General features: G+C 29.1%; 24 protein-coding genes and 1 pseudogene. 10 read left to right on the top strand and 15 right to left on the bottom strand.

Annotated features, from left to right (window positions below; all coding sequences use genetic code 11):
- The 10 genes and pseudogenes from pgi to Q0352_RS05770 form a co-directional block, all read right to left on the bottom strand.
- Positions 1-781: pseudogene (gene pgi, locus Q0352_RS05815) on the bottom strand (glucose-6-phosphate isomerase); the annotation flags it as partial.
- A 23-nt stretch (positions 782-804) separates the two neighbouring features.
- Positions 805-2,064 (bottom strand): peptidoglycan DD-metalloendopeptidase family protein, encoded by a 1,260-nt coding sequence (locus tag Q0352_RS05810; protein WP_299525012.1) that lies wholly within the window; start codon positions 2,062-2,064, stop codon positions 805-807.
- A gap of 57 nt (positions 2,065-2,121) precedes the next feature.
- On the bottom strand, positions 2,122-2,922 hold the full coding sequence (locus Q0352_RS05805; RefSeq protein ID WP_299525009.1) for a DUF3108 domain-containing protein: 801 nt from the start codon (positions 2,920-2,922) through the stop codon (positions 2,122-2,124).
- A 107-nt stretch (positions 2,923-3,029) separates the two neighbouring features.
- Positions 3,030-4,187: a 4-hydroxyphenylpyruvate dioxygenase gene (gene hppD, locus Q0352_RS05800; protein ID WP_299525006.1), complete on the bottom strand. Its 1,158-nt coding sequence runs from the start codon at positions 4,185-4,187 to the stop codon at positions 3,030-3,032.
- A 10-nt stretch (positions 4,188-4,197) separates the two neighbouring features.
- Positions 4,198-5,358, bottom strand: coding sequence for a homogentisate 1,2-dioxygenase (locus tag Q0352_RS05795; protein ID WP_299525003.1), 1,161 nt, complete (start codon positions 5,356-5,358; stop codon positions 4,198-4,200).
- Positions 5,359-5,655: 297 nt separating this feature from the next.
- Positions 5,656-5,904: a NifU family protein gene (locus Q0352_RS05790; protein WP_299525000.1), complete on the bottom strand. Its 249-nt coding sequence runs from the start codon at positions 5,902-5,904 to the stop codon at positions 5,656-5,658.
- 7 nt (positions 5,905-5,911) lie between these two features.
- On the bottom strand, positions 5,912-7,036 hold the full coding sequence (locus Q0352_RS05785; protein ID WP_299524997.1) for an Mrp/NBP35 family ATP-binding protein: 1,125 nt from the start codon (positions 7,034-7,036) through the stop codon (positions 5,912-5,914).
- A 112-nt stretch (positions 7,037-7,148) separates the two neighbouring features.
- Positions 7,149-7,484: an MGMT family protein gene (locus Q0352_RS05780; protein ID WP_299524994.1), complete on the bottom strand. Its 336-nt coding sequence runs from the start codon at positions 7,482-7,484 to the stop codon at positions 7,149-7,151.
- A gap of 17 nt (positions 7,485-7,501) precedes the next feature.
- Positions 7,502-8,173 carry a tRNA (guanosine(46)-N7)-methyltransferase TrmB gene (gene trmB, locus Q0352_RS05775; protein ID WP_299524991.1) on the bottom strand — a complete coding sequence of 224 codons (672 nt, stop codon included), beginning with the start codon at positions 8,171-8,173 and terminating at the stop codon, positions 7,502-7,504.
- Between the two features lie 47 nt (positions 8,174-8,220).
- On the bottom strand, positions 8,221-8,418 hold the full coding sequence (locus tag Q0352_RS05770; protein WP_299524988.1) for a hypothetical protein: 198 nt from the start codon (positions 8,416-8,418) through the stop codon (positions 8,221-8,223).
- Positions 8,419-8,458: 40 nt separating this feature from the next.
- On the opposite strand from Q0352_RS05770, the gene Q0352_RS05765 reads away from it, so the two are divergent.
- Positions 8,459-9,382 (top strand): DUF6427 family protein, encoded by a 924-nt coding sequence (locus tag Q0352_RS05765; RefSeq protein WP_299524985.1) that lies wholly within the window; start codon positions 8,459-8,461, stop codon positions 9,380-9,382.
- On the opposite strand, the gene upp is transcribed toward Q0352_RS05765, so the two are convergent.
- Positions 9,377-10,027 (bottom strand): uracil phosphoribosyltransferase, encoded by a 651-nt coding sequence (gene upp, locus Q0352_RS05760; protein ID WP_299524982.1) that lies wholly within the window; start codon positions 10,025-10,027, stop codon positions 9,377-9,379. The two genes, Q0352_RS05765 and upp, sit on opposite strands and share 6 nt — an antisense overlap.
- Before the next feature lie 117 nt (positions 10,028-10,144).
- Between upp and lysM the strand changes: the two genes are divergently transcribed.
- Positions 10,145-10,633: a peptidoglycan-binding protein LysM gene (gene lysM / locus Q0352_RS05755; RefSeq protein ID WP_299524979.1), complete on the top strand. Its 489-nt coding sequence runs from the start codon at positions 10,145-10,147 to the stop codon at positions 10,631-10,633.
- Between the two features lie 107 nt (positions 10,634-10,740).
- Here lysM and Q0352_RS05750 read toward each other — a convergent pair whose 3' ends face one another.
- Positions 10,741-11,772: a glycosyltransferase family 9 protein gene (locus Q0352_RS05750; RefSeq protein ID WP_299524975.1), complete on the bottom strand. Its 1,032-nt coding sequence runs from the start codon at positions 11,770-11,772 to the stop codon at positions 10,741-10,743.
- Between the two features lie 81 nt (positions 11,773-11,853).
- Between Q0352_RS05750 and Q0352_RS05745 the strand changes: the two genes are divergently transcribed.
- The 6 genes from Q0352_RS05745 to Q0352_RS05720 all read left to right on the top strand — a co-directional run bounded on the left by Q0352_RS05745 (position 11,854) and on the right by Q0352_RS05720 (position 16,877).
- Positions 11,854-12,711 (top strand): YicC/YloC family endoribonuclease, encoded by an 858-nt coding sequence (locus tag Q0352_RS05745; RefSeq protein ID WP_299524972.1) that lies wholly within the window; start codon positions 11,854-11,856, stop codon positions 12,709-12,711.
- A 12-nt stretch (positions 12,712-12,723) separates the two neighbouring features.
- A complete protein-coding gene (gene gmk / locus Q0352_RS05740; RefSeq protein WP_299524969.1) occupies positions 12,724-13,296 on the top strand; it encodes a guanylate kinase in 573 nt (190 codons plus the stop codon).
- The gene (gene nadD, locus Q0352_RS05735) at positions 13,297-13,875 is read left to right on the top strand and encodes a nicotinate (nicotinamide) nucleotide adenylyltransferase (protein ID WP_299524966.1); all 579 of its coding nucleotides are present in this window, start codon (positions 13,297-13,299) and stop codon (positions 13,873-13,875) included.
- 88 nt (positions 13,876-13,963) lie between these two features.
- Entirely contained in the window at positions 13,964-14,833 is an 870-nt protein-coding gene (locus Q0352_RS05730) for a M23 family metallopeptidase (protein ID WP_299524963.1), read from the top strand.
- 2 nt (positions 14,834-14,835) lie between these two features.
- On the top strand, positions 14,836-16,329 hold the full coding sequence (locus Q0352_RS05725; protein WP_299524960.1) for a GH3 auxin-responsive promoter family protein: 1,494 nt from the start codon (positions 14,836-14,838) through the stop codon (positions 16,327-16,329).
- Entirely contained in the window at positions 16,329-16,877 is a 549-nt protein-coding gene (locus Q0352_RS05720) for an MOSC domain-containing protein (protein WP_299524957.1), read from the top strand. The genes Q0352_RS05725 and Q0352_RS05720 overlap by 1 nt, the downstream gene beginning before the upstream one ends.
- A 50-nt stretch (positions 16,878-16,927) precedes the next feature.
- Here Q0352_RS05720 and mscL read toward each other — a convergent pair whose 3' ends face one another.
- From mscL to Q0352_RS05705, 3 genes are all read right to left on the bottom strand, one after another.
- Entirely contained in the window at positions 16,928-17,332 is a 405-nt protein-coding gene (gene mscL / locus Q0352_RS05715) for a large-conductance mechanosensitive channel protein MscL (protein WP_299525015.1), read from the bottom strand.
- A gap of 63 nt (positions 17,333-17,395) precedes the next feature.
- The gene (gene alr / locus Q0352_RS05710; protein ID WP_299524954.1) at positions 17,396-18,505 is read right to left on the bottom strand and encodes an alanine racemase; all 1,110 of its coding nucleotides are present in this window, start codon (positions 18,503-18,505) and stop codon (positions 17,396-17,398) included.
- The gene (locus tag Q0352_RS05705) at positions 18,495-19,112 is read right to left on the bottom strand and encodes a thymidine kinase (RefSeq protein WP_299524951.1); all 618 of its coding nucleotides are present in this window, start codon (positions 19,110-19,112) and stop codon (positions 18,495-18,497) included. Before Q0352_RS05705 ends, alr begins: the two co-directional genes overlap by 11 nt.
- A 172-nt stretch (positions 19,113-19,284) precedes the next feature.
- Between Q0352_RS05705 and Q0352_RS05700 the strand changes: the two genes are divergently transcribed.
- A complete protein-coding gene (locus Q0352_RS05700; protein WP_299524948.1) occupies positions 19,285-20,010 on the top strand; it encodes a hypothetical protein in 726 nt (241 codons plus the stop codon).
- 5 nt (positions 20,011-20,015) lie between these two features.
- Entirely contained in the window at positions 20,016-20,651 is a 636-nt protein-coding gene (locus tag Q0352_RS05695) for a hypothetical protein (protein ID WP_299524945.1), read from the top strand.
- The last annotated feature ends 28 nt before the right edge of the window (positions 20,652-20,679 follow it).

Genomic DNA, 20,679 nt, shown 5'->3' with positions numbered 1-20,679 from the left:
TAGGAAATATATTTTCTGAAGCAATACCAAAGTTTTTAACGGTTTCTAAATTGGTAGAAACTGCAACAAAATGTTTAGCAACGTCACTTTCAGAAGCTGTTTGTAAAAACCACTTTTTTATAGTGGTTGCATTAGTAAGTGTTTCTTGTGTTGTAAATGTTTTTGAAACAATCACAAAAAGCGTTGTTTCAGGATTTAAATTTTTAATTACTTCTTGAACGTGATCACCATCTATATTGGAAACAAAATGAACATTTAGTTGATTTTTGTAATATTTTAATGATTCAACAATCATATCTGGACCTAAATCTGATCCACCAATACCAATATTTACAATATCAGTAATTGATTTATTAGTGTACCCTTTCCAATCACCAGAAACTACTTTGTTAGTGAAAATTTCTATTCTGTTTAATGCTTCTTTTATTTCTGGTACTATATTTTCACCATCAACAAAAACTTCATTATTTAATTGGCTTCTTAACGCAGTATGTAAAACAGCTCTTTTTTCAGTCTGATTGATTTTTTCACCTGAAAATAGCGACTCAATGGCGCTTTTTAAATCAACTTCATTTGCTAATTCTAGTAAATAGTTGAGTGTTTCTTCAGTAATTCTATTTTTCGAATAATCAAATTCGAAGTTATTAAAATGGATGTTAAATTTATTTTTTCGATCAGCATCATTATTAAATAACGATTTAAGATGTAAGTTTTTTACTTCACTATAATGTGTTGTAAGTTTTTGCCAAGCTTTTGTTTGGGTTGGATTGATATTCTTCATGGTTATAATCTTAATGAGTTTTGTTATTCTTCTTGAATAGCTATTTTGTCATCTAATATTGGATACCCAATATTATCTAATTCTGTTTTAAAAGGAGTAATAAATTTGAAATAAATAGGTTTAACTGCCTCTTTCATTGGTTCAGCCGCAGGTAATTTTTGTTTGTATGGATCAACTTGCTGTCCATTTTTCCAAAAGCGATAACAAACGTGAGGACCAGCAGTATTACCTGTCATTCCAATATAACCAATGATATCACCTTGTTTAACTACTTGACCAACTTTCACAGCTCTTTTACTCATGTGTAAGTATTGAGTGCTGTAAGTACTATTATGTCTAACTTTTACGTAATTACCATTTCCACCTTGATAACGAGATTCTATTACTTTTCCATTAGCTGTACTCATAATAGGAGTTCCAATAGGCGCTGCATAATCTGTACCTTTATGGGCTCTAACTTTATTACCGTAATAAGCTATTTTTCTTCGTAAATTAAATTTGGAAGATATTCTGCTAAATTTCACAGGCATTTTTAAAAATTGACGGCGTAAATTGGCTGCCTCATCATCAAAGTAATCAGGAATATTCATGATGGAATCAGCTACATATTTAAAAGCGTAAAAAGGCCTATCACCGTGTTCAAAATAAGCTGCTTTTACTTCTCCTATTCCAACAGGAACTGTATCATTAATATATAATTGTTCATATATTAATTTAAACTTATCATTCTTTTGAAGTTTAGAAAAATCAATGGTCCATGCATAAATATCATCGGCCATTTTAAAAGTTAAATAAGAACTTAACCCTTGATCATCCATAGCATTTGAGAGGTTGCTTGTAATGATTCCAGAAGCGGTTTTAATGACTTTTTTTATTGGTATTTTAGCATTGTAGGCTTTAATTATTGAGTCTTTAAAATCGATAACTGTATAATTGACCAAAGAGTGTTTGTATATAAAAACTTGAGCGGCTTCTGTAGAGTCTGTTTTTGCTAAAATAGTATATGGAATACCACTTCTTATTTTTCTAACGTTAAAGGTGTCTTTTATTTTAGAAACAATTTCTAATACTTTCGGATAGTCAATATGATGTCTATCAAGTATTTCGCTAAAGTTTTCTCCCGATTTAATAGTATCATGAATTACTTTATAATCGTTTAATTTATAACCATATTTAAATATAATTTCCGGCTCAATAGCATCTATAACTATTTCATCACTCTTTTTTTTATCTGAACATGCTGTAAAAACAACAATAATTAGAAGGAATATTATTTTTTTCAAAGGGTTATGTTTTTACGAATTAATTTGGTTAAAAATTTTAAAACGCAAAAATACAATTTAATTGTCAAAAATAATGTTAAAAGGATGAGCCAAACCTTTAAATTCATCTAAATCTGCTCTAAGAGATCCAACAGCCAAAGAAGCTTTAATAAGAAGGGGGATTTTATTTTCATCATCACTTATCCAAATTGTAACGCTTTCTTGCTTTTTAAAAACACGACCAGCTTCCACAAGCGGCATAAATTTCAACGTTTTTACTTTTCCAAATTTTGTTTTTATAATCTCTTTACCCAAAAACCGAAGTTTAAAATTATTAATTTCTTGATCAAAAAACATTTCTAATGCAATTTCGTCGCCAATTTTTAAATTGCTAATATTTTGATTTCTTATATAATATAATGAAGAAAGTATGTCTTGTATATTACTATTAATGGTATGTTTTGATACTGTATTATGTTTGAAATCTTTAACAGTTGCCTCATTTGTGCTATAATCGAAATAAATTTCTTGATCTTTTGTGTAACCTCCTTCATCAATTTTTCGAATAGATTTAAAAGGTTGAAAGTTATCTTTATACAAATAAGATTGATAATCATCCCTCACTTTAAAAAATAAACTTACTAACCCAGTTGACTTCCCATGTCCAATTATGTGATAGGCATCTTTTCCATTGTGTTTTAATTCTTTTACTTCAATAGTTGAAAATCCAGCATTTAAGAAATTACTGTAGTTCATTCTAAATTGCAGCCATTCACCATTTTTAAAAGCAAATGTTTTAGCACTATCCTCATTCTTTACTGATTGTCCGAAAGATATAGCACTAATTAATAAGACAAATATGATAAGTTGTTTTCTCATTTTATAATTAAGGTACAAGGTTGTTTTACTTTAAAATACAATTATTAAGCCAAAAATAATAAAAGGTCAACAATTTGAAGTTAACCTTTTATTAAAATAACAAAAAATTATAAAGTTCCTCTGCGTTCTTGTTCAGCTTCAATACTTTCGAATAAGGCTTTAAAGTTTCCTTTCCCGAATGATTGTGCACCTTTTCGTTGTATAATTTCAAAAAATAATGTTGGTCTGTCTGTTACTGGTTTTGTGAAAATTTGCAATAAATATCCTTCTTCATCACGATCAACTAGAATTCCAAGATTTTTTAAATCAATCAAATCTTCATCAATTTCGCCTACTCTATCCAAAACTGTATCATAATATGAGCCTGGAACGTATAAAAATTCAACACCACGTTCAGTCATTTCTTTTACAGTTTCTAAAATATTGTTTGTTGCAACTGCAATATGTTGAACTCCTGCGCCATTGTAAAAATCTAAATATTCTTCAATTTGAGATTTTTTAATTCCTTCAGCAGGTTCATTTATTGGAAATTTCACACGCCCATTTCCATTGGTCATTACTTTACTCATTAAAGCTGTGAACTGAGTTGAAATATCTTTATCGTCAAAAGTAATTAAGTTTGCAAAACCCATTACTTCGCTATAAAATTTCGCCCAAACATTCATCTCATTCCATCCAACATTCCCAACCATATGATCAATATAACGCAACCCAACATCTTTAGGATTGTTAGTAGATTCCCATTTTTCAAACTTCGGAAGAAATACACCTGAATAGTTTTTACGTTCTACAAAAATATGGACAGTTTCACCGTACGTATAAATCCCAGAACGAATAACCTCACCATTTTTATCACTTTCTTTGGTGGGTTTCATAAACGATTTCGCACCTCTTTTTGTCGTTTCTTCCCAGGCTTTTGTTGCATCTTCTACCCAAAGAGCAACAACTTTTACACCATCGCCATGCTTTTCAAGGTGATCAAAAATTTCTTGATTATTTCGGTTAGGCATAGGTGTAGTTAGAACTAAGCGTATTTTATCTTGAACTAAGACATAACTAGTTCTGTCCGTTATTCCAGTTTCTAAACCTGCATAAGCTAAAGACTGAAATCCGAAAGCTGTTTTGTAATAATGTGCAGCTTGTTTTGCATTTCCTACATAAAGTTCTACATAATCAGTTCCTAATAAAGGTAAAAAATCTTCTGCTTCAGGAAATATTTTTTCTAATCCGTAATTAAAATTTTGTATGTTTTTTAAATCTGACATTTTTATTGTTTTATTCGGTTATCCAAGATTTATAATAATCATCAACTTGTAAATTCATGGCTTCTTCTGTAATCATTACAGGTTTAAAAGGATCAATCATTACGGCTAATTCTTCAGTGAATTTTTTGCCAACACTTCTTTCTATGGCTCCAGGGTGTGGTCCGTGTGGAATTCCTCCTGGATGTAATGTAATTTGACCTTTTTCTATATTGTTTCTGCTCATAAAATCTCCATCAACATAATACAATATTTCTTCAGAATCAATATTACTATGATGATAAGGTGCAGGAATAGATTTTGGATGATAATCGTACATTCTTGGTACAAATGAACAAACTACAAAACCGGCAGCTTCCCATGTTTGGTGAATTGGTGGCGGCATATGAATACGCCCTGTTATTGGTTCAAAATCGTGAATAGAAAATGCATACGGATAATTAAAACCGTCCCATCCAACAACATCAAAAGGATGGTTATTGTACATATATTCCCATAACACATCTTGTTTTTTTATTAAAACTCTAAAAGTTCCTTTTTCGTCATGTGTTTGTAAATTAGTTGGTAGTCTAAAATCACGTTCACAAAAAGGAGAATGTTCCAATAATTGTCCGAAATGGTTTCTATATTGTTTTGGCGTTACTATTGGACTGAAAGACTCTACATAAAGAAGTTTGTTTTCTTCAGTATCAAAATCTATTTGATAAATAGTTCCGCGAGGAATTATTAAATAATCACCATAGTTAAAAATGATGTTTCCATACATCGTTTTTAAAGTTCCTGAGCCAAAATGAATAAAAAGCATTTCGTCAGCATCCGCATTTTTATAAAAATAAGAAGAAGAAAATTCTTTTGGAGCTGCCAAACCAATATGTAAATCGTTATTTACAAACAAAGTTTTACGGCTTTCTAAATAATCTTTTTCGGGTTTTAAAGAAAATCCTTTAAAACTTAAAGCTTTCATGTTTTTTTCAATGGCAATTTTTGGGGCAACATTTTTTAGTTGTTTTATTTCTGAAACAACGGTTGGTGGATTCAAATGATATAATAAGGAAGACATTCCTACAAAACCTGCAGTTCCAAAAAGTTCTTCTTGATAAAGATCGCCTGATGGTTTCTTAAAAGTTGTATGTCGTTTAGGTGGTATTTTACCTAATGAATAATATCTAGGCATTTTTTTATTTTTTTAGATATGAATATTCCCAAAAGGGTAGTAAAACTATTCAACTTAAAGCAAAAATTTGTTTTAGTTGAATTTAATAAATTAAAGATACATCTTTATCGAATATAAAAAAGCACCTTTAAAATGAAAGATTTCATTCAGGATCCCTTTTGATTAGGAATTTAAGTAGTGCTAATAATCCTGTCCAACTTTGTATCATAATTACAAATATAAACTTTTTTTTGAAAGTTTAATTAAATAAAAAAGAGCGACTTAAGTCGCTCTTTTAAAGAAATATCAATAAAAAATCTAAAATGTAATTCCATTAACTTCAATAATATGTTTTATTTGTGGAGCGTGTCTTTTTATAGTTGCCTCAACACCATTTTTTAACGTCATTTGATTTACTGAACAACCTAAACAAGCACCTTCTAATTGTACACTAACAGTATCGTTGGTAACTTCAACTAATTTAATATTACCACCATCAGCTTCTAAATAAGGTCTAATCTCTTGCAATGCTATTTCAATAGCTGTTTTAAGTTCTTCACTGCTCATAAGTTTATTATTTTGTACTACATCCACTCATTGTTGTAATTCTTACAATTTCAGTAGCAGGTAATTCTTTGTTTCTTTTTACCAATTCAGAAAGTGCATTTTTAGTGATTTCTGAAAATGCTTTTTCTAATGGAGTATTATCTTGTAATGCAACAGGGTGACCAACATCACCAGCTTCTCTTATACTTTGTACTAAAGGAACTTCACCTAAAAACGCAGTGTCTATATCTTCTGCTAAATTTTTAGCACCATCTTTTCCGAAAATATAATATTTGTTATTTGGTAATTCTGCAGGAGTGAAATAACTCATATTTTCAACAATACCTAATACGGGTACATTTATGTCTTTTTGTTTGAACATTGCAACACCTCTTTTAGCATCAGCTAAAGCAATGTTTTGTGGAGTACTTACAATTATTGCTCCTGTTACTGCAACAGCTTGTACAATAGATAAGTGAATATCACCAGTTCCTGGAGGTAAATCAATTAAAAGAAAATCTAATTCGCCCCAATGTGAATCAAAAATCATTTGGTTTAAGGCTTTTGAAGCAATTGCTCCACGCCATATTACTGCTTGGTTTGCATCTGTAAAAAAACCAAGAGATAATATTTTTACGCCATAACTTTCAATAGGTTGCATTTTTGAACGTCCATCAATTTCAATTGATAAAGGTTTTGCATTTGCAACGTCAAACATTAAATGTATTGAAGGGCCATAAACATCAGCATCTAAAATACCAACTTTAAATCCCATTTTTTGTAATGAAACGGCCAAGTTTGCTGTAATGGTAGATTTTCCAACACCACCTTTTCCTGATGCAATAGCTATAATATTTTTAATTCCCGGAATTGAGTTTTCTTTTACTTCAACTTCTTTCACTGGAACTACAGCAGAAACGTTAACTTTTACGTCAATTTTTTGATCTATCTGATCGTGGATCGCTTTCATAATTTCAACTTCAACTTTCTTTTTTGCTTGTAAAGTTGGGTTGCTAATGGTAACATCTATAATAACTTCTTTATCAAAAGTTACAATGTTTTTTACAGCTCCACTTTCGATTAAACTTTTACCTTCACCAGGTGCAGTAATAGTTTCAAGTACTTTTGTTATATCTTTTTTGCTTAATGTCATAATTGTTTATCTAAAATCATTCTAAACAACAAATATACAGAGTTCAAACGAATATAAAAAGATTCCTATAAAAAAGAAATGTAGAGGGTGTTACAGATAAAATAAATTGGTGTTATACGCTTAGTTCTTTGAAAGGATCCCAAAAGATTTCACTGAAATTTTGAATTTGATTTTCTTTAACTATAATGCCTTCATTTTCTAATAATTGCTGCATTAAATTAGTGCCGTCAAAATGAAGTTTTCCTGTTAATAGCCCATTTCTATTTACAACTCTGTGAGCTGGTATTTCTTCTTTATAATGAGAAGCATTCATTGCCCAACCAACCATTCTAGCAGATTTTGCAGCACCAAGGTATTTGGCAATTGCACCATAGCTTGTAACTCTTCCGAAGGGAATTAGTTTTGTGACCTCATAAACTTTGTCAAAAAAGTTCTCTGATTTTTCCATTCGTTAAAAATAAGAATTTAATAACGAATTCTAAATTTTATGTAAGTAATTGGTTTTCCTTTCTCTAAATATTGACTTTCGTAAAAGGTTTGAGTAGAAGTTACTTCAATAGGAGTATGCGGGTTTTTATAAATATCATGATGCGCATATATAACATCATGACCTGCACCGTGCAATAAACCTAAGGTATAACCGTGCATAAATTCACTATCGGTTTTTAAATTCACAATTCCATCAGAAATTAAAACATGATGGTATTTTTTTAAAAACTCAGCATTTGTTAAACGGTGTTTAGTTCTTGTGTATTTAATTTGAGGATCAGGAAAGGTGATCCAAATTTCAGTTACTTCGTTTTCGTTAAAAAGTAAATCTATCAATTCTATTTGTGTTCTTATAAAAGCAACATTAGTAAGATTTTCTTCCAAAGCTGTTTTAGCCCCACGCCAAAAACGTGAGCCTTTTAAATCGATACCAATATAATTAATGTTTGGGTTTTTTCGTGCTAAATCAATAGTGTATTCACCTTTTCCGCAACCTAATTCTAAAACAATTGGATTGTTATTGTTAAAATGAGTATGCCAGTTTCCTTTTAAAGGAGACCCATTAAGTAACTCTTCTCGTGTAGGTTGAATTACATTTGAAAATGTTTCGTTTTCACGAAATCTTTTAAGCTTGTTCTTACTGCCCACAGAATTTGAGTTTTAAAAAGGAATTGAATGTGAAATTAAATAAGAAACTATTCGTTTCCAGCTTTTTTATATTTTTTTAATTCTCCTAACCAATAAAAGAAGGCTATAAAAGTAATAGTAATAAATATCCAGCTTATGGTATTTTGTACCCACCAATTATCTAATGATCTTAAATCATTGTATGGTTGAAATAATACTGTCTGACAAAATTCACCTATTGCTTTAAAAATATTGTTTCCAATCATATCTTAATTATATTTACCGACAAAAGTATAAAATATAGTAATGATAGCAAATTTTTTTAATAAAACTAAACCAGCAACTATTTTTAATGTAGTTATATTACTGTTTTTATTTTATTTTGTTCCAACTTTTTTAGGAGATTCTATGGAGTTTTCTTGGAGTTTTCTATTTCAAAAAACAGGTTTTTTCTTTTGGCTTGTATTATTTTTATTGATATTCAAATTTATTATTAAAAAAAATAAATTAACAAAAGACAATGCTTACCCATTACTTTTAGCTGTTTTAATATTAGGGGCTTTCCCTAAAGCTATTTTCACTAATTATATTGTTTTTTCAAATTTAGTATTGCTTTTATGCTTTCGCAAAATATACAGTTTAAGGAGTGGAGTAAGTACTAATATAAAAATATTTGATGCTGCTTTTTGGATTGGAGTTGCTACATTAATTTATTCTTGGAGTATTTTTTATTTACTTTTAATTTATATTGCTATTATAATTTATGAAAAAGTAACTATTAAAAATTTGTTGATACCTATAATAGGTGTTATTACTCCAATATTTATTTATTTCACGAATGCATTTTATTTTGATAATTTAGTCGTCTTTTTTAGTAGATTTAAGTATGATATTAATTTAGATTTTAGTCCTTATAATTTTCCGAAGTTCATAATACCAATATTATTTTTAGTTACCATATTGGTGTGGGCTATTGTAAAAGTTACACCTAAAATTGTTTCAATAAGTAACAACTTAAAATTTTCTTGGAATACAAATCTTAATCACCTCTTAATTTCTGTAATAATTATAGGGTTATCACCTGTAAAAAATGGTTCGGAGTTCTTTTATTTGGTATTCCCTTCGGCGGTAATTATTGCAAATTTTTTACAAAATAGTAAATCCTCAATATTTAAAAATGTGATATTATATTTGTTTTTAATAATTGCAGTAAGTGTTTATTTTTTATAATTTTGAACCAAAGGCTAAATCACCAGCATCACCCAAACCAGGGACAATATAACCTTTCTCATTTAGTTTATTATCAACCGTAGCAATCCATAATTTTGTAGTTGAAGGAAAGTGCTTTTTTAGTAATTCTATTGCTTCAGTAGAACCAATTACACAAGCTAAATATATTTCTTTTGGAGTTCCATGACCTTTTAAACCTTCAAAAACACTTACAATAGATTGCCCCGTTGCCAACATTGGGTCAGTTAAAATTAAGGTTTTTCCTTCTAAGCTTGGAGAAGCAAAATATTCAACTTTAATTTCAAATTCAGTTTCATTAATATGTTTTCTGTAGGCTGAAATAAATGCATTTTCTGCATCATCAAAATAATTTAAAAGACCGGTGTGTAATGGTAAACCAGCTCTTAAAATTGAACATAATACAATGTCATTTTTTGGAACTTGTACTATTTTTGTTCCAAGTGGAGTAGTAACAATTTTACTTTCATAATCAAGATCTTGACTTAGTTCATAAGCTAAAATTTCACCAATTCGCTCAATATTTCTTCTGAATCGCATGGAGTCTTTCTGAATAGTAACATCTCTAATTTCAGAAATAAATTTATTTAATAATGAATTTTTAGCATCTAGAATATTAACATCCATAAAAAAGTATTTTTGCAAAAATACCACTTTATAATTATAAAAATATAAAATAAAACAGGTTAATTTCGTATATTAGGGCTTAATAAAACTATTAATTAATTTAAAATAAAAAAAGGTATGGGATTATTTTCATTTATTAAGAATGCAGGAGCTAAAGTTTTTGGGATTGGAAAAACTACAGCTGAGGAAGCAGCTGAATCAGCAACGTTAAAAGCTGAAATAGCGAAAGAAAAAGCAAATAGATTAACCAATGCAATTGAAACTTTAGGCTTTGAAGTATTAGATTTAAACATTGAAGTTAATGGTGATAGTGCAATAATATGGGGGCAAGCAAATTCTCAAGAAACGCGTGAAAAAGCAGTGTTAGTTATTGGTAATACAGAAGGAATTGCTACCGTTGATGATAGAATGACTGTTGTAATTCCAGCGCCAGAAGCTCAGTTTCATACGGTTGTAAAAGGTGAGTATTTAAGTAAAATCGCAAAAAAATATTATGGAAATGCCATGAAATATCCTGTTATTTTTGAAGCAAATAAGCCAATGCTAACTGATCCTGATAAAATTTACCCAGGTCAGGTTCTTAGAATTCCAGCATTGGATAAATAAAAGATAGATTTAAAAAGGCTTGCAATTTGCAAGCCTTTTTAAATTACAAATACTATTAATATTGCTAAAACTATTTGCCAATATTAAATAGAATCATGACTTCAATATTATAAAAAGTTCACAATTTTATGAACTATAATCCCTGGTGAAATACTTCTCATTACATTTTCATAACCGTCACAAACTTTGTTTCCATATATAGAACATGGAATGTTTGGATATTTTATTAAATCTGGCAAAATAGCATTTTCAAAAGGTTGGTTAAATGGAGCAAACCCTGTAAAAGGATGTGTAATTCCCCAAATAGTTACTGTTCTTACACCTAACATTGCAGCAAAATGAGCATTTCCAGAATCCATACTCAGCATACAATCTAAATTAGAAATAAGATTTAGCTCGTCAGTTAATTTAATTTTACCAGCAACATTTATGGTGTTTGGAAATTTATTTGCAATTTTATCTAAAATTTTAATTTCGTTTTCACCACCACCGAAAAGTAATATTTTATAATCTTTGGCACTTAATTGATCAATTACTTGTTCCATTAAATCTAAAGGATACATTTTTGAATTGTATTGTGCAAAAGGAGCAACACCAATCCATTTTGTGGTTTTTTCACCTGTAATATTTAATACTTTTTCAGATAATAGTTGTTTTGAAGGAAATTCAGGATTTGAAATATCAAGGTGAAAACCTAAACTTTTAAACACATCAGCATATCTTTCGTGCGTGGTTTTTAGTTGCTTAAAAACTTTGTTTTTAGTTGCTGTTAAATCGCGTTTTTCTTTTCGGCCTTTAATTATAAAAGCAATTTTAGTGAAAGATAATTTAAAAAAAGTTCTTAAAATTTTAGATCTCAGTACATTATGTAAATCTGCAACTGCATCAATATTTAAAGATTGTAATTCTTTAAAAAGTTTATATAACCCAAAAAGACCTTTGTGTTTTCCACCTACATCCGCAGCATAAAAAGTAACATTATTTAAATCAGAAAATAAAGGTTTCAAAAAAGCTCTTGAAAGTACCGTTATTTTTGTAGAAGGGTTTTGTTTAGTAAATGCTTTAATTACAGGAACTGTCATTGCAACGTCTCCCATAGCTGATAATCTAATAACTAATATATGTTTTATTTGACTCAAAATAATAATTTAAGAAATGTAAAAGTAGTATTTTAAATGCTATTTATAAAATCCGTAAATTTGCTCAAATTTTAGAATTAGATGATACAATCAATGACTGGATATGGTAAAACCGTATTGCAAATTTCAACTAAAAAAATTACGATTGAATTAAAATCGTTAAATAGTAAAAATTTAGATTTAAATGTTCGTATTCCTTCTTATTACAGAGAAAAAGAATTAGATATTCGTAAACAATTAGCTGCATCTTTAGAAAGAGGTAAAGTTGATTTTTCTATTTATATAGAAAATAATGGAGGCGAAGTTTCATCTAAAATTAATGAATCTGTAGTGAAAGAGTATATGAATCAGTTAAAAGAAATTGTTGATTCTAATGAAGTTGAGTTATTGAAAATGGCAATACGTTTGCCGGATTCTTTAAAATCTGAAAAAGAAGAATTAGATGAAAATGAATGGAAACAAATTGAAGTTGCCATAAGTGAAACTATTGAAAAAATTAAAGAGTACAGATTAGATGAGGGAAAAGTATTACTTGCTGATTTTGAATTACGCATTTCAATTATTGAAGAATTGTTAGAAAAAGTAATTTTAGAAGATCCAAAACGTATTGAACACGTGAAGGAAAAGATAAAAAAAGCAATTGCTGAATTAGAAGCTAAAATTGATGAAAGTAGATTTGAGCAAGAACTTATTTATTATATTGAAAAATTAGATATTACAGAAGAAAAAGTACGTTTAAAAAACCATTTAGATTACTTTAGAAAGGAATTAAATGAAGAATCTTCAAACGGGAAAAAACTTGGCTTTATAACGCAAGAAATAGGGAGAGAAATTAACACCGTTGGTTCTAAATCTAACTTTGCAGATATGCAAAAATTAGTGGTTCAAATGAAAGATGAACTTGAAAAAATTAAAGAACAAAACTTGAACGTTTTATAAAAGAATAACACAGTGAAAAAAGAGGGGAAACTGATAGTTTTTTCAGCACCATCTGGTTCGGGTAAAACTACAATTGTACATCATTTACTAAAGCAAACAGCATTAAACTTAGATTTTTCTATTTCGGCAACTTCACGTGAAAAAAGAGGAGCTGAAATTCATAATAAAGATTATTATTTTATTTCGTTGAAGGAATTTCGAAAACTTATCAAAAAAGGTGATTTTATTGAGTGGGAAGAAGTTTATGCCAATAATTATTATGGCACCTTAAAAACGGAAGTAGAACGAATTTGGAAATTAGGGAAACACGTAATTTTTGACATTGACGTTGTTGGAGGTTTAAGTATAAAGCAGCAATTTCCAGAACAAACTTTAGCTATTTTTGTGCAACCGCCATCTATTGAAGAAATGGAACGTAGACTTAGAAATAGACAAACTGATAGCGAAGAAAAAATAAAAGAGCGTGTAGCAAAAGCTGAAAAAGAATTAAAATACGCCGATGATTTTGATGTTATTTTGATAAATAATGATTTAGATACCGCTAAAAAAGACGCATATAATTTAGTAGAAAACTTTATAAAATAAATGAAGGTAGGATTGTTTTTTGGTACATTTAATCCAATTCATATTGGGCATTTGATTATTGCAAATTATATAGTTGAATTTTCTGATTTAGAAGAGGTTTGGTTTGTGGTAACACCACAAAGTCCATTTAAACAAAAAGCATCAATATTAAAAAATTATCACAGATTAGCAATTGTAAATCTAGCGGTTGAAAATTACCCTAAATTAAAATCATCTGACCTTGAATTTAATTTGCCTCAACCAAATTACACTATAAATACATTGGTTCATTTTGAGGAGAAATTCCCAAATCATCAATTTTGTTTAATTATGGGAGAAGACAACTTAAAAGGATTTCACAAGTGGAAAAATTATGAAGCAATTCTTCAAAATTATGAATTGTATGTATATCCGAGAATTTCTGAAGGAAAAACAGAACATAAGTTTTTAGCTCATCAAAAAATTCATAAAGTAAATGCCCCAATAGTTCAAATATCTTCAACTTTTATAAGAAAAGCAATCCAAGAAAAAAAAGACATTCGTATTATGTTACCGGAAAATGTTTGGAAATATATTGATGAAATGAATTTTTATAAATAGTAAAATTGGCTTATTTTTAACACCACCAGGTAAGTAAGTTGAAATTAATTTAATAAAATTTCGTTGTATATTTGTTTTAATTAGAATTATGACAAAAAAACCTCAAGATAAAAGGAAATTTAAACAAAAGTTAATCCATAAATACCGTTTGGTAGTTTTAAATGAGGATACTTTTGAAGAAAAATTATCATTTAAATTAACAAGATTAAATGTGTTTATTTTAGGTAGTTTATTTTCTATTCTTTTAATTGTAGGTACCATTTTTTTAATTGCATTTACACCATTAAGACAATATATTCCTGGTTATTCTTCAATACAATTAAAAAAAGACGCAACCAAATTAGTATATAAAGCAGATTCTTTACAAGAAGTATTAGAGGTAAATAACTTATATATTCAAAAAGTTAGAGCATTGTTAACAGGAGAAATTTCGGAAGTGTTATTTGATAAAGACTCCGTTTTTCAAGCTATCCACTATGATAAAGACTCGATGAATTTTGAACCCTCTTTAGAGGATTTGCAATTTAGACAAGAAATAGAAAGTTCTGATAGATATAGTATTTTTAATGAGGCGACTAAAGATGTTGATATTGTGTTTTTTGCACCAGTTGTTGGAACAATTTCAGATGGCTTTAATTATGAAAAAAAGCATTTTGCTGTTGATATTGCAATAGAAATTGGCACTCCTGTGAAATGTGTTGCAGATGGAACTGTAATTTTTGCCGAATGGACAGCAGAAACTGGAAATGTAATTATTGTGAAACACTCAAGTGGATTTATTTCTATTTACAAGCATAATGGTGCTTTACATAAGCATCAGGGAGATTTAGTAGAATCTGGCGAAGTAATTGCTTCCGCAGGAAACTCAGGAGAATATAGTACTGGACCTCATTTACATTTTGAATTGTGGAATGAAGGATATCCAGTAGATCCAACTAATTATATCGATTTTGATTAACTATGAGCATTAAATCAACTTTAGCAAAACCATTTGCAAAATTAATTGCAACAAAATTTTATAAACAAAGTAACAATGCTGTAGAAGTACAACAAAAAGTTTTTAAAAATTTGATTGCTCAAGCGAAAAACACATCGTTTGGAAAAGATCATAATTTTAGTGATATAAAATCATATGAAGATTTCAAAAAACAAGTTCCTATTCGTGATTATGAAGCGTTAAAACCATATGTAGAAAAAGTTGTCGAGGGGCAATCAGATGTTTTATGGAAAGGGAAACCATTATATTTCGCTAAAACTTCTGGTACAACTTCAGGGGCTAAATACATTCCTTTAACTAAAGAATCTATGCCAATGCACATTAGTGCGGCGCGTAATTCTTTATTGCTATATATTGCTGAAACAAAAAAAACAGCATTTGTAGATGGGAAAATGATTTTTTTACAAGGAAGCCCTGAATTGGATGATAAAAATGGTGTAAAAACAGGTCGTCTTTCTGGAATTGCAGCACATTATATTCCTCAATATTTAACAAAAAACAGATTACCAAGTTGGGAAACTAATTGTATTGAAGATTGGGAAATCAAAATTGAAGCCATTGTTGATGAAACTATCAACGAGAATATGACGCTAATTAGTGGGATTCCATCTTGGGTACAAATGTATTTCGAAAAAATAACTGAAAGAACGGGTAAGAAAGTTGGGGATGTTTTTCCGAATTTTAATTTATTCGTTTATGGAGGTGTGAATTTTGAACCATATAGAAATAAGTTTGAAGATTTAATTGGAAGAAAAGTTGATACTATTGAATTATATCCAGCTTCTGAAGGATTTATAGCATACCAAGATTCTCAAAAGGAAAAAGGAATGATGTTGTTGGCAGATAATGGTATGTTTTACGAATTTATTCCTTCCGAAGAATTTTTTGAGGAAAACCCAACAAGACTTTCTTTAGCCGATGTTAAAATTGGTGTGAATTATGTAATTATTTTAAATACAAATGCAGGACTTTGGGGTTATAATATTGGAGATACTGTTGAATTTTTCTCAGTAAATCCACCAAGAATTATGGTTACCGGACGTATTAAACATTTTATTTCAGCATTTGGGGAGCACGTAATTGGTAAAGAAGTAGAGCAAGCAATTAATGAAAACACAACCAATACAAATATTGGTATTACAGAGTTTACTGTAGCACCACAAATCACACCGCAAAGCGGGTTGCCATATCATGAGTGGTTTATTGAGTTTGAAAATGAACCAGAAAATTTACAAGATTTTGCAGCTAAAATTGATATTTCAATGCAACAGCAAAATATGTATTATCTCGATTTAATTGTAGGAAAAATATTACAACCTTTAAAAATAACTAGTATTGAAAAAGGTGGTTTTAACAGTTATATGAAATCAATTGGGAAGTTAGGAGGACAAAATAAAGTGCCTCGTTTATCTGACAATCGTAAAATTGCGAATGAACTTTCAAAATTTAAAATATAATGAAAGTAGTATCGGTTAATATTGGAGAGAAAAAAACTATCAACTATAAAGGAAAAACAATTGAAACTGGAATTTTTAAAAAACCAGTAAATCATCCTATTTTTTTAGGTAAAGAAGATGTTGAAAACGACGTTGTAATAGATAGAAAATATCACGGTGGAATTGACCAAGCAGTATATGCGTATTCTGAGAATCATTATCAGTATTGGAAGGAATTATACCCAAATTTAGATTGGTATTATGGTATTTTTGGTGAAAATTTAACCATTTCAAATTTAGAAGAAACTAAAATTCAGGTTGGGAATGTGTATAAATTAGGCGAAGTTATTTTAGAAGTTACAAAGCCAAGAGAACCTTGTATGAAATTAGGGTTGGTTTTTGGGACTCAAAAAATATTAAAACAATTTTGGAATTCTACTAAAAGTGGAATGTATTTTAAAGTGCTTCAAACAGGTAATGTTACTGTTAATGACGAATTAATTTTAATTACTCAAAGTGAAAATTACCCAACAATAGCGGTGGTTTACGAAACAAAAAAACAACAATAAAAAAAGACTCGCAATTGCGAGCCTTTTTAGTTTACTAAATAAAGTTTGGTTTACTTTTTAGATAATAAATCTCTTATTTCAGTTAATAAATCTTCTTGAGAAGGTCCTTTTGGTGCTTCAGGAGCTGGTTCTTCTTTTTTCTTTGTTTTATTAATTCCTTTTATAATCATAAACATTACAAATGCAACAATTATAAAATCTAATAAGTTTGTTAAAAAATCACCGTAAAGAACTACAACTTCACCCACCATTTCTCCAGCATCATTTGCAACACCATCTTTAACAACCCAGTTTAAATCTTTGAAATTTGAATTGAAAATTAAACCAATAAGTGGTGAAACAATACCACCAGTAAATGATGTCACAACACTTTTAAAAGCTGCACCCATTACAAAACCTACTGCAATATCAACAAGGTTTCCCTTCATTGCAAAATCTTTGAATTCTTTAAACATTCCCATTTTAAGCTATTTTAATTGATTAATAGTATAACGAAGATAGTAAAAAAACCACTTTATTTAACACTGTTTTAACACTCTTTTAACTCGTTGTGAGATTGATGTCAATAATTCATAAGGAATTGTGTTTATAGCTTTCGCCAATGCTTCAATATGTTGTTGGTTTTTATAAATTAAAACTTCATCACCTTCATTACAATTAATATCAGAAACATTTACCATTAACATATCCATACAAATATTCCCAATTATGGCTGCTTTTTGGTTGTTTATGTAAACATAACCAACTCCATTACTAAATTGTGTTGAAATTCCATCAGCATACCCAATCGGAATTGTAGCTGTTTTCACAGTAGAAGTTGCTTTAAAAGCTCTATTATAACCAACGGTTTCACCTTCTTGAACAGTGTGTATTTGAGAAATTACTGATCTTAAAGTAACAACATTTTTTAAGTTGGTGGTTTCCTTTTCATCATTTCCAAAACCATATAACCCAATTCCTAAGCGTACCATATCAAATTGAGCTTCAGAAGCATAATTTAGTATTCCTGAAGTATTTAACATGTGCTTAAACGGATTGTTATTTAGCTGACTAATTAATTCCTTAGAAAGTGAATTAAAGGTATTTATCTGTTGTAATGTAAATTCACGTTCATTTAAATCTTCACTTGCTGCAATGTGTGAAAAAACAGATTTTATAAATAATTCTTTTTGATTGTTTACTGTTGATGATATTTCTAAAATTTCATCATTAGAAAATCCTAATCTGTTTAAACCTGTATTAAATTTTAAATGAAATGGGTAATTTTGAAGTTTTAATTGTTTTGCATCTTCAACAAAAGATTTTAGTAAATTAATTGAATAAATATTGGGTTCTAATTGGTATTCAACAATTTTTTGAAGATTGTTTTTTTGAGGGTGTAATATAATGATAGGTGTTTTAATACCGGCATTTCTTAAGGCTATACCTTCATCTAAATAAGCAACGGCATAATAATCTGCTTTAGATTCTAAAAATTTAGCAATTTCAATTGAACCACAACCATAACCAAAAGCTTTAATAACAGTTAAAACTTTAGTTTTTTTATGAAGTTTAGATTTAAAATAATTGAAGTTAAAATCAATGGCATTTAAATTTATTTCAAGAACAGTAACGTGGTTATTTTCCATTGTTATTTTGTGCTTCCTTTTTTATTTTTTCTGCACGAATAGCTTTGTAGTATGCAGCACGACTTAAAGGTTCATACTCTTGTGTTTCGCCTAGCATTACAAGTTCATCACCAACTGCAGTTCTGTGGCTATAATGAGCTAAATTTCCAGTTCTTGTGCAAACCGCGTGCACTTTTGTAACATATTCTGCAGTTGCCATAAGCGCAGGCATTGGGCCAAACGGATTTCCTTTAAAATCCATATCCAAACCAGCAACAATAACACGAACACCACGATTTGCTAATTCATTGCAAACAGCAACAATACCATCGTCAAAAAATTGAGCTTCATCAATACCAACAACATCTACATTTGCAGCTAAAATTAAAATATTTGATGATGAAGGTACTGGTGTAGATCTAATTTCATTAGCGTCATGTGAAACAACCATTTCTATATCGTACCTTGTATCAATGGCAGGTTTAAAAATTTCTATTTTTTGTTTGGCAAACTGTGCTCGTTTTAGCCTACGAATTAATTCTTCTGTTTTACCAGAGAACATGGATCCGCAAACTACTTCAATCCAGCCAAATTGTTCGTTATGATTTACTGTATTTTCAAGAAACATTTTGTAATTTCACGCTTGAAAGGTTATTGTAATTTTTTACATTCAAAACAAATGCAATAAAAATAATTGTTACATTCGTTTAGTCATTCATATAAAACGGCAATTTGCTGTTTTTGAATTCTTACAAATTTATTAAAAATAATACATCTAAAACGATTTAATAAAGCAACTTATGCACAAAAAAATAAAAGCCGAATTAGTAAGTCTGGCACACAGTATTTTACAATTGGAAAATAGTGATGATATTAGTGCACTTCATGAAAAAGCACAAGGAATTTATGAAAAATTGTCGGTGTTGAAGTTTGTTGATGCGTATATAAATAGTGAATCTAATTCATTAGAAATCACCAATAAAATTGTTGATAAAATAGAACCTTCTTTTGAAGAAGAAAAGGAAGTGTCTTCTAATTTAATTGAAGTTATAGAAGATGTTGAAAAGCTTGAAATGTTATTAGACGAACAAATTGAAGGGGTGCTTGATATTGAAAACAGCATATTAAAAGATGATGAAAAAGAAGTTTTTTCAGTTCTAAACTCATTAGAAGAAGAACTTAAAGATGCTATTTCTGCAGATGTTGCTACTGAAATGTTTGAAAGAGTTACTAAAGAAAATCCTAAGATTGAAGAAGTACCTGAAAATACACAACGTTCTTTAAATGATACATTATTTAAAAATAACATACAAGTGGGGTTAAATGATAGGATTGCATTTGTAAAGCATTTATTTGAAAATAATCAAGAAGATTTTAATCGTGTATTATCGCAGTTAAACTCATTTAAAAATGAAGAGGAAGCAAAGGATTTTATAAAAAAAATGGTAAAACCTGATTACGATTGGAGTGCTAAACAAGATTATGAAGAACGTTTAATTAATTTGATTGAGCGTAAATTTTTATAATTAAAATGGTTGATGTTACAATTGAAAAAGAGTTAAAAAAGAGATTAAAATTTGAATATTCCTGGGGACGAAAGCAAGTAGATGAGTTTGATATTCAGACTAATTTTATATATAAAATAAGCTCATTTGATTCGCTTTTGTCAGAAATTGAAACCAAATTCAAAAACAATTTTCAATACAACGATTTAAAAAATTACACATTAAATAGGTGGTTTAATTTTTGGTCAGCAAAAGCAGTAGAAAGTTTTTTTTGTAAACATGAGATGGTGAATCCGCATCACGATTCATACAATAAATTCACAGATTTTTTTATTAACGAAACCCCGTTTGATCATAAAACTACCGTTTTTCCAAAAGGATTTAAAAAATCTGTTCCATACGCAATTGCACATAAAAATGAAATAATAGAATGGTTGTATAAAAACCAAAGTCAGCAACAACGAAAACATTTTAAAAATCGACTTTTTATTGTGTTGGTAAATTATGAAAATGAAAATGAGCATTGGAAATTAAAAGCTGAAATTAGTTGGTTAAAAAAAATAGTATCAACATATTTACTTAAATTTGAAACTTCAAAATTACACAGTTTTTATTTTAAAAATGAAATTGTAAAAGCCGATATTATTTGGGCAATAAAGTAATTTTGATACAGAAATTTGTAAACCGTAA

This window comes from uncultured Lutibacter sp. (assembly GCF_937891065.1).
In the GTDB taxonomy this organism is placed as follows: domain Bacteria; phylum Bacteroidota; class Bacteroidia; order Flavobacteriales; family Flavobacteriaceae; genus Lutibacter.
The sequence above is the reverse complement of the archived record's forward strand: the minus strand, read 5'-3'. Positions and strand labels throughout refer to the sequence as shown.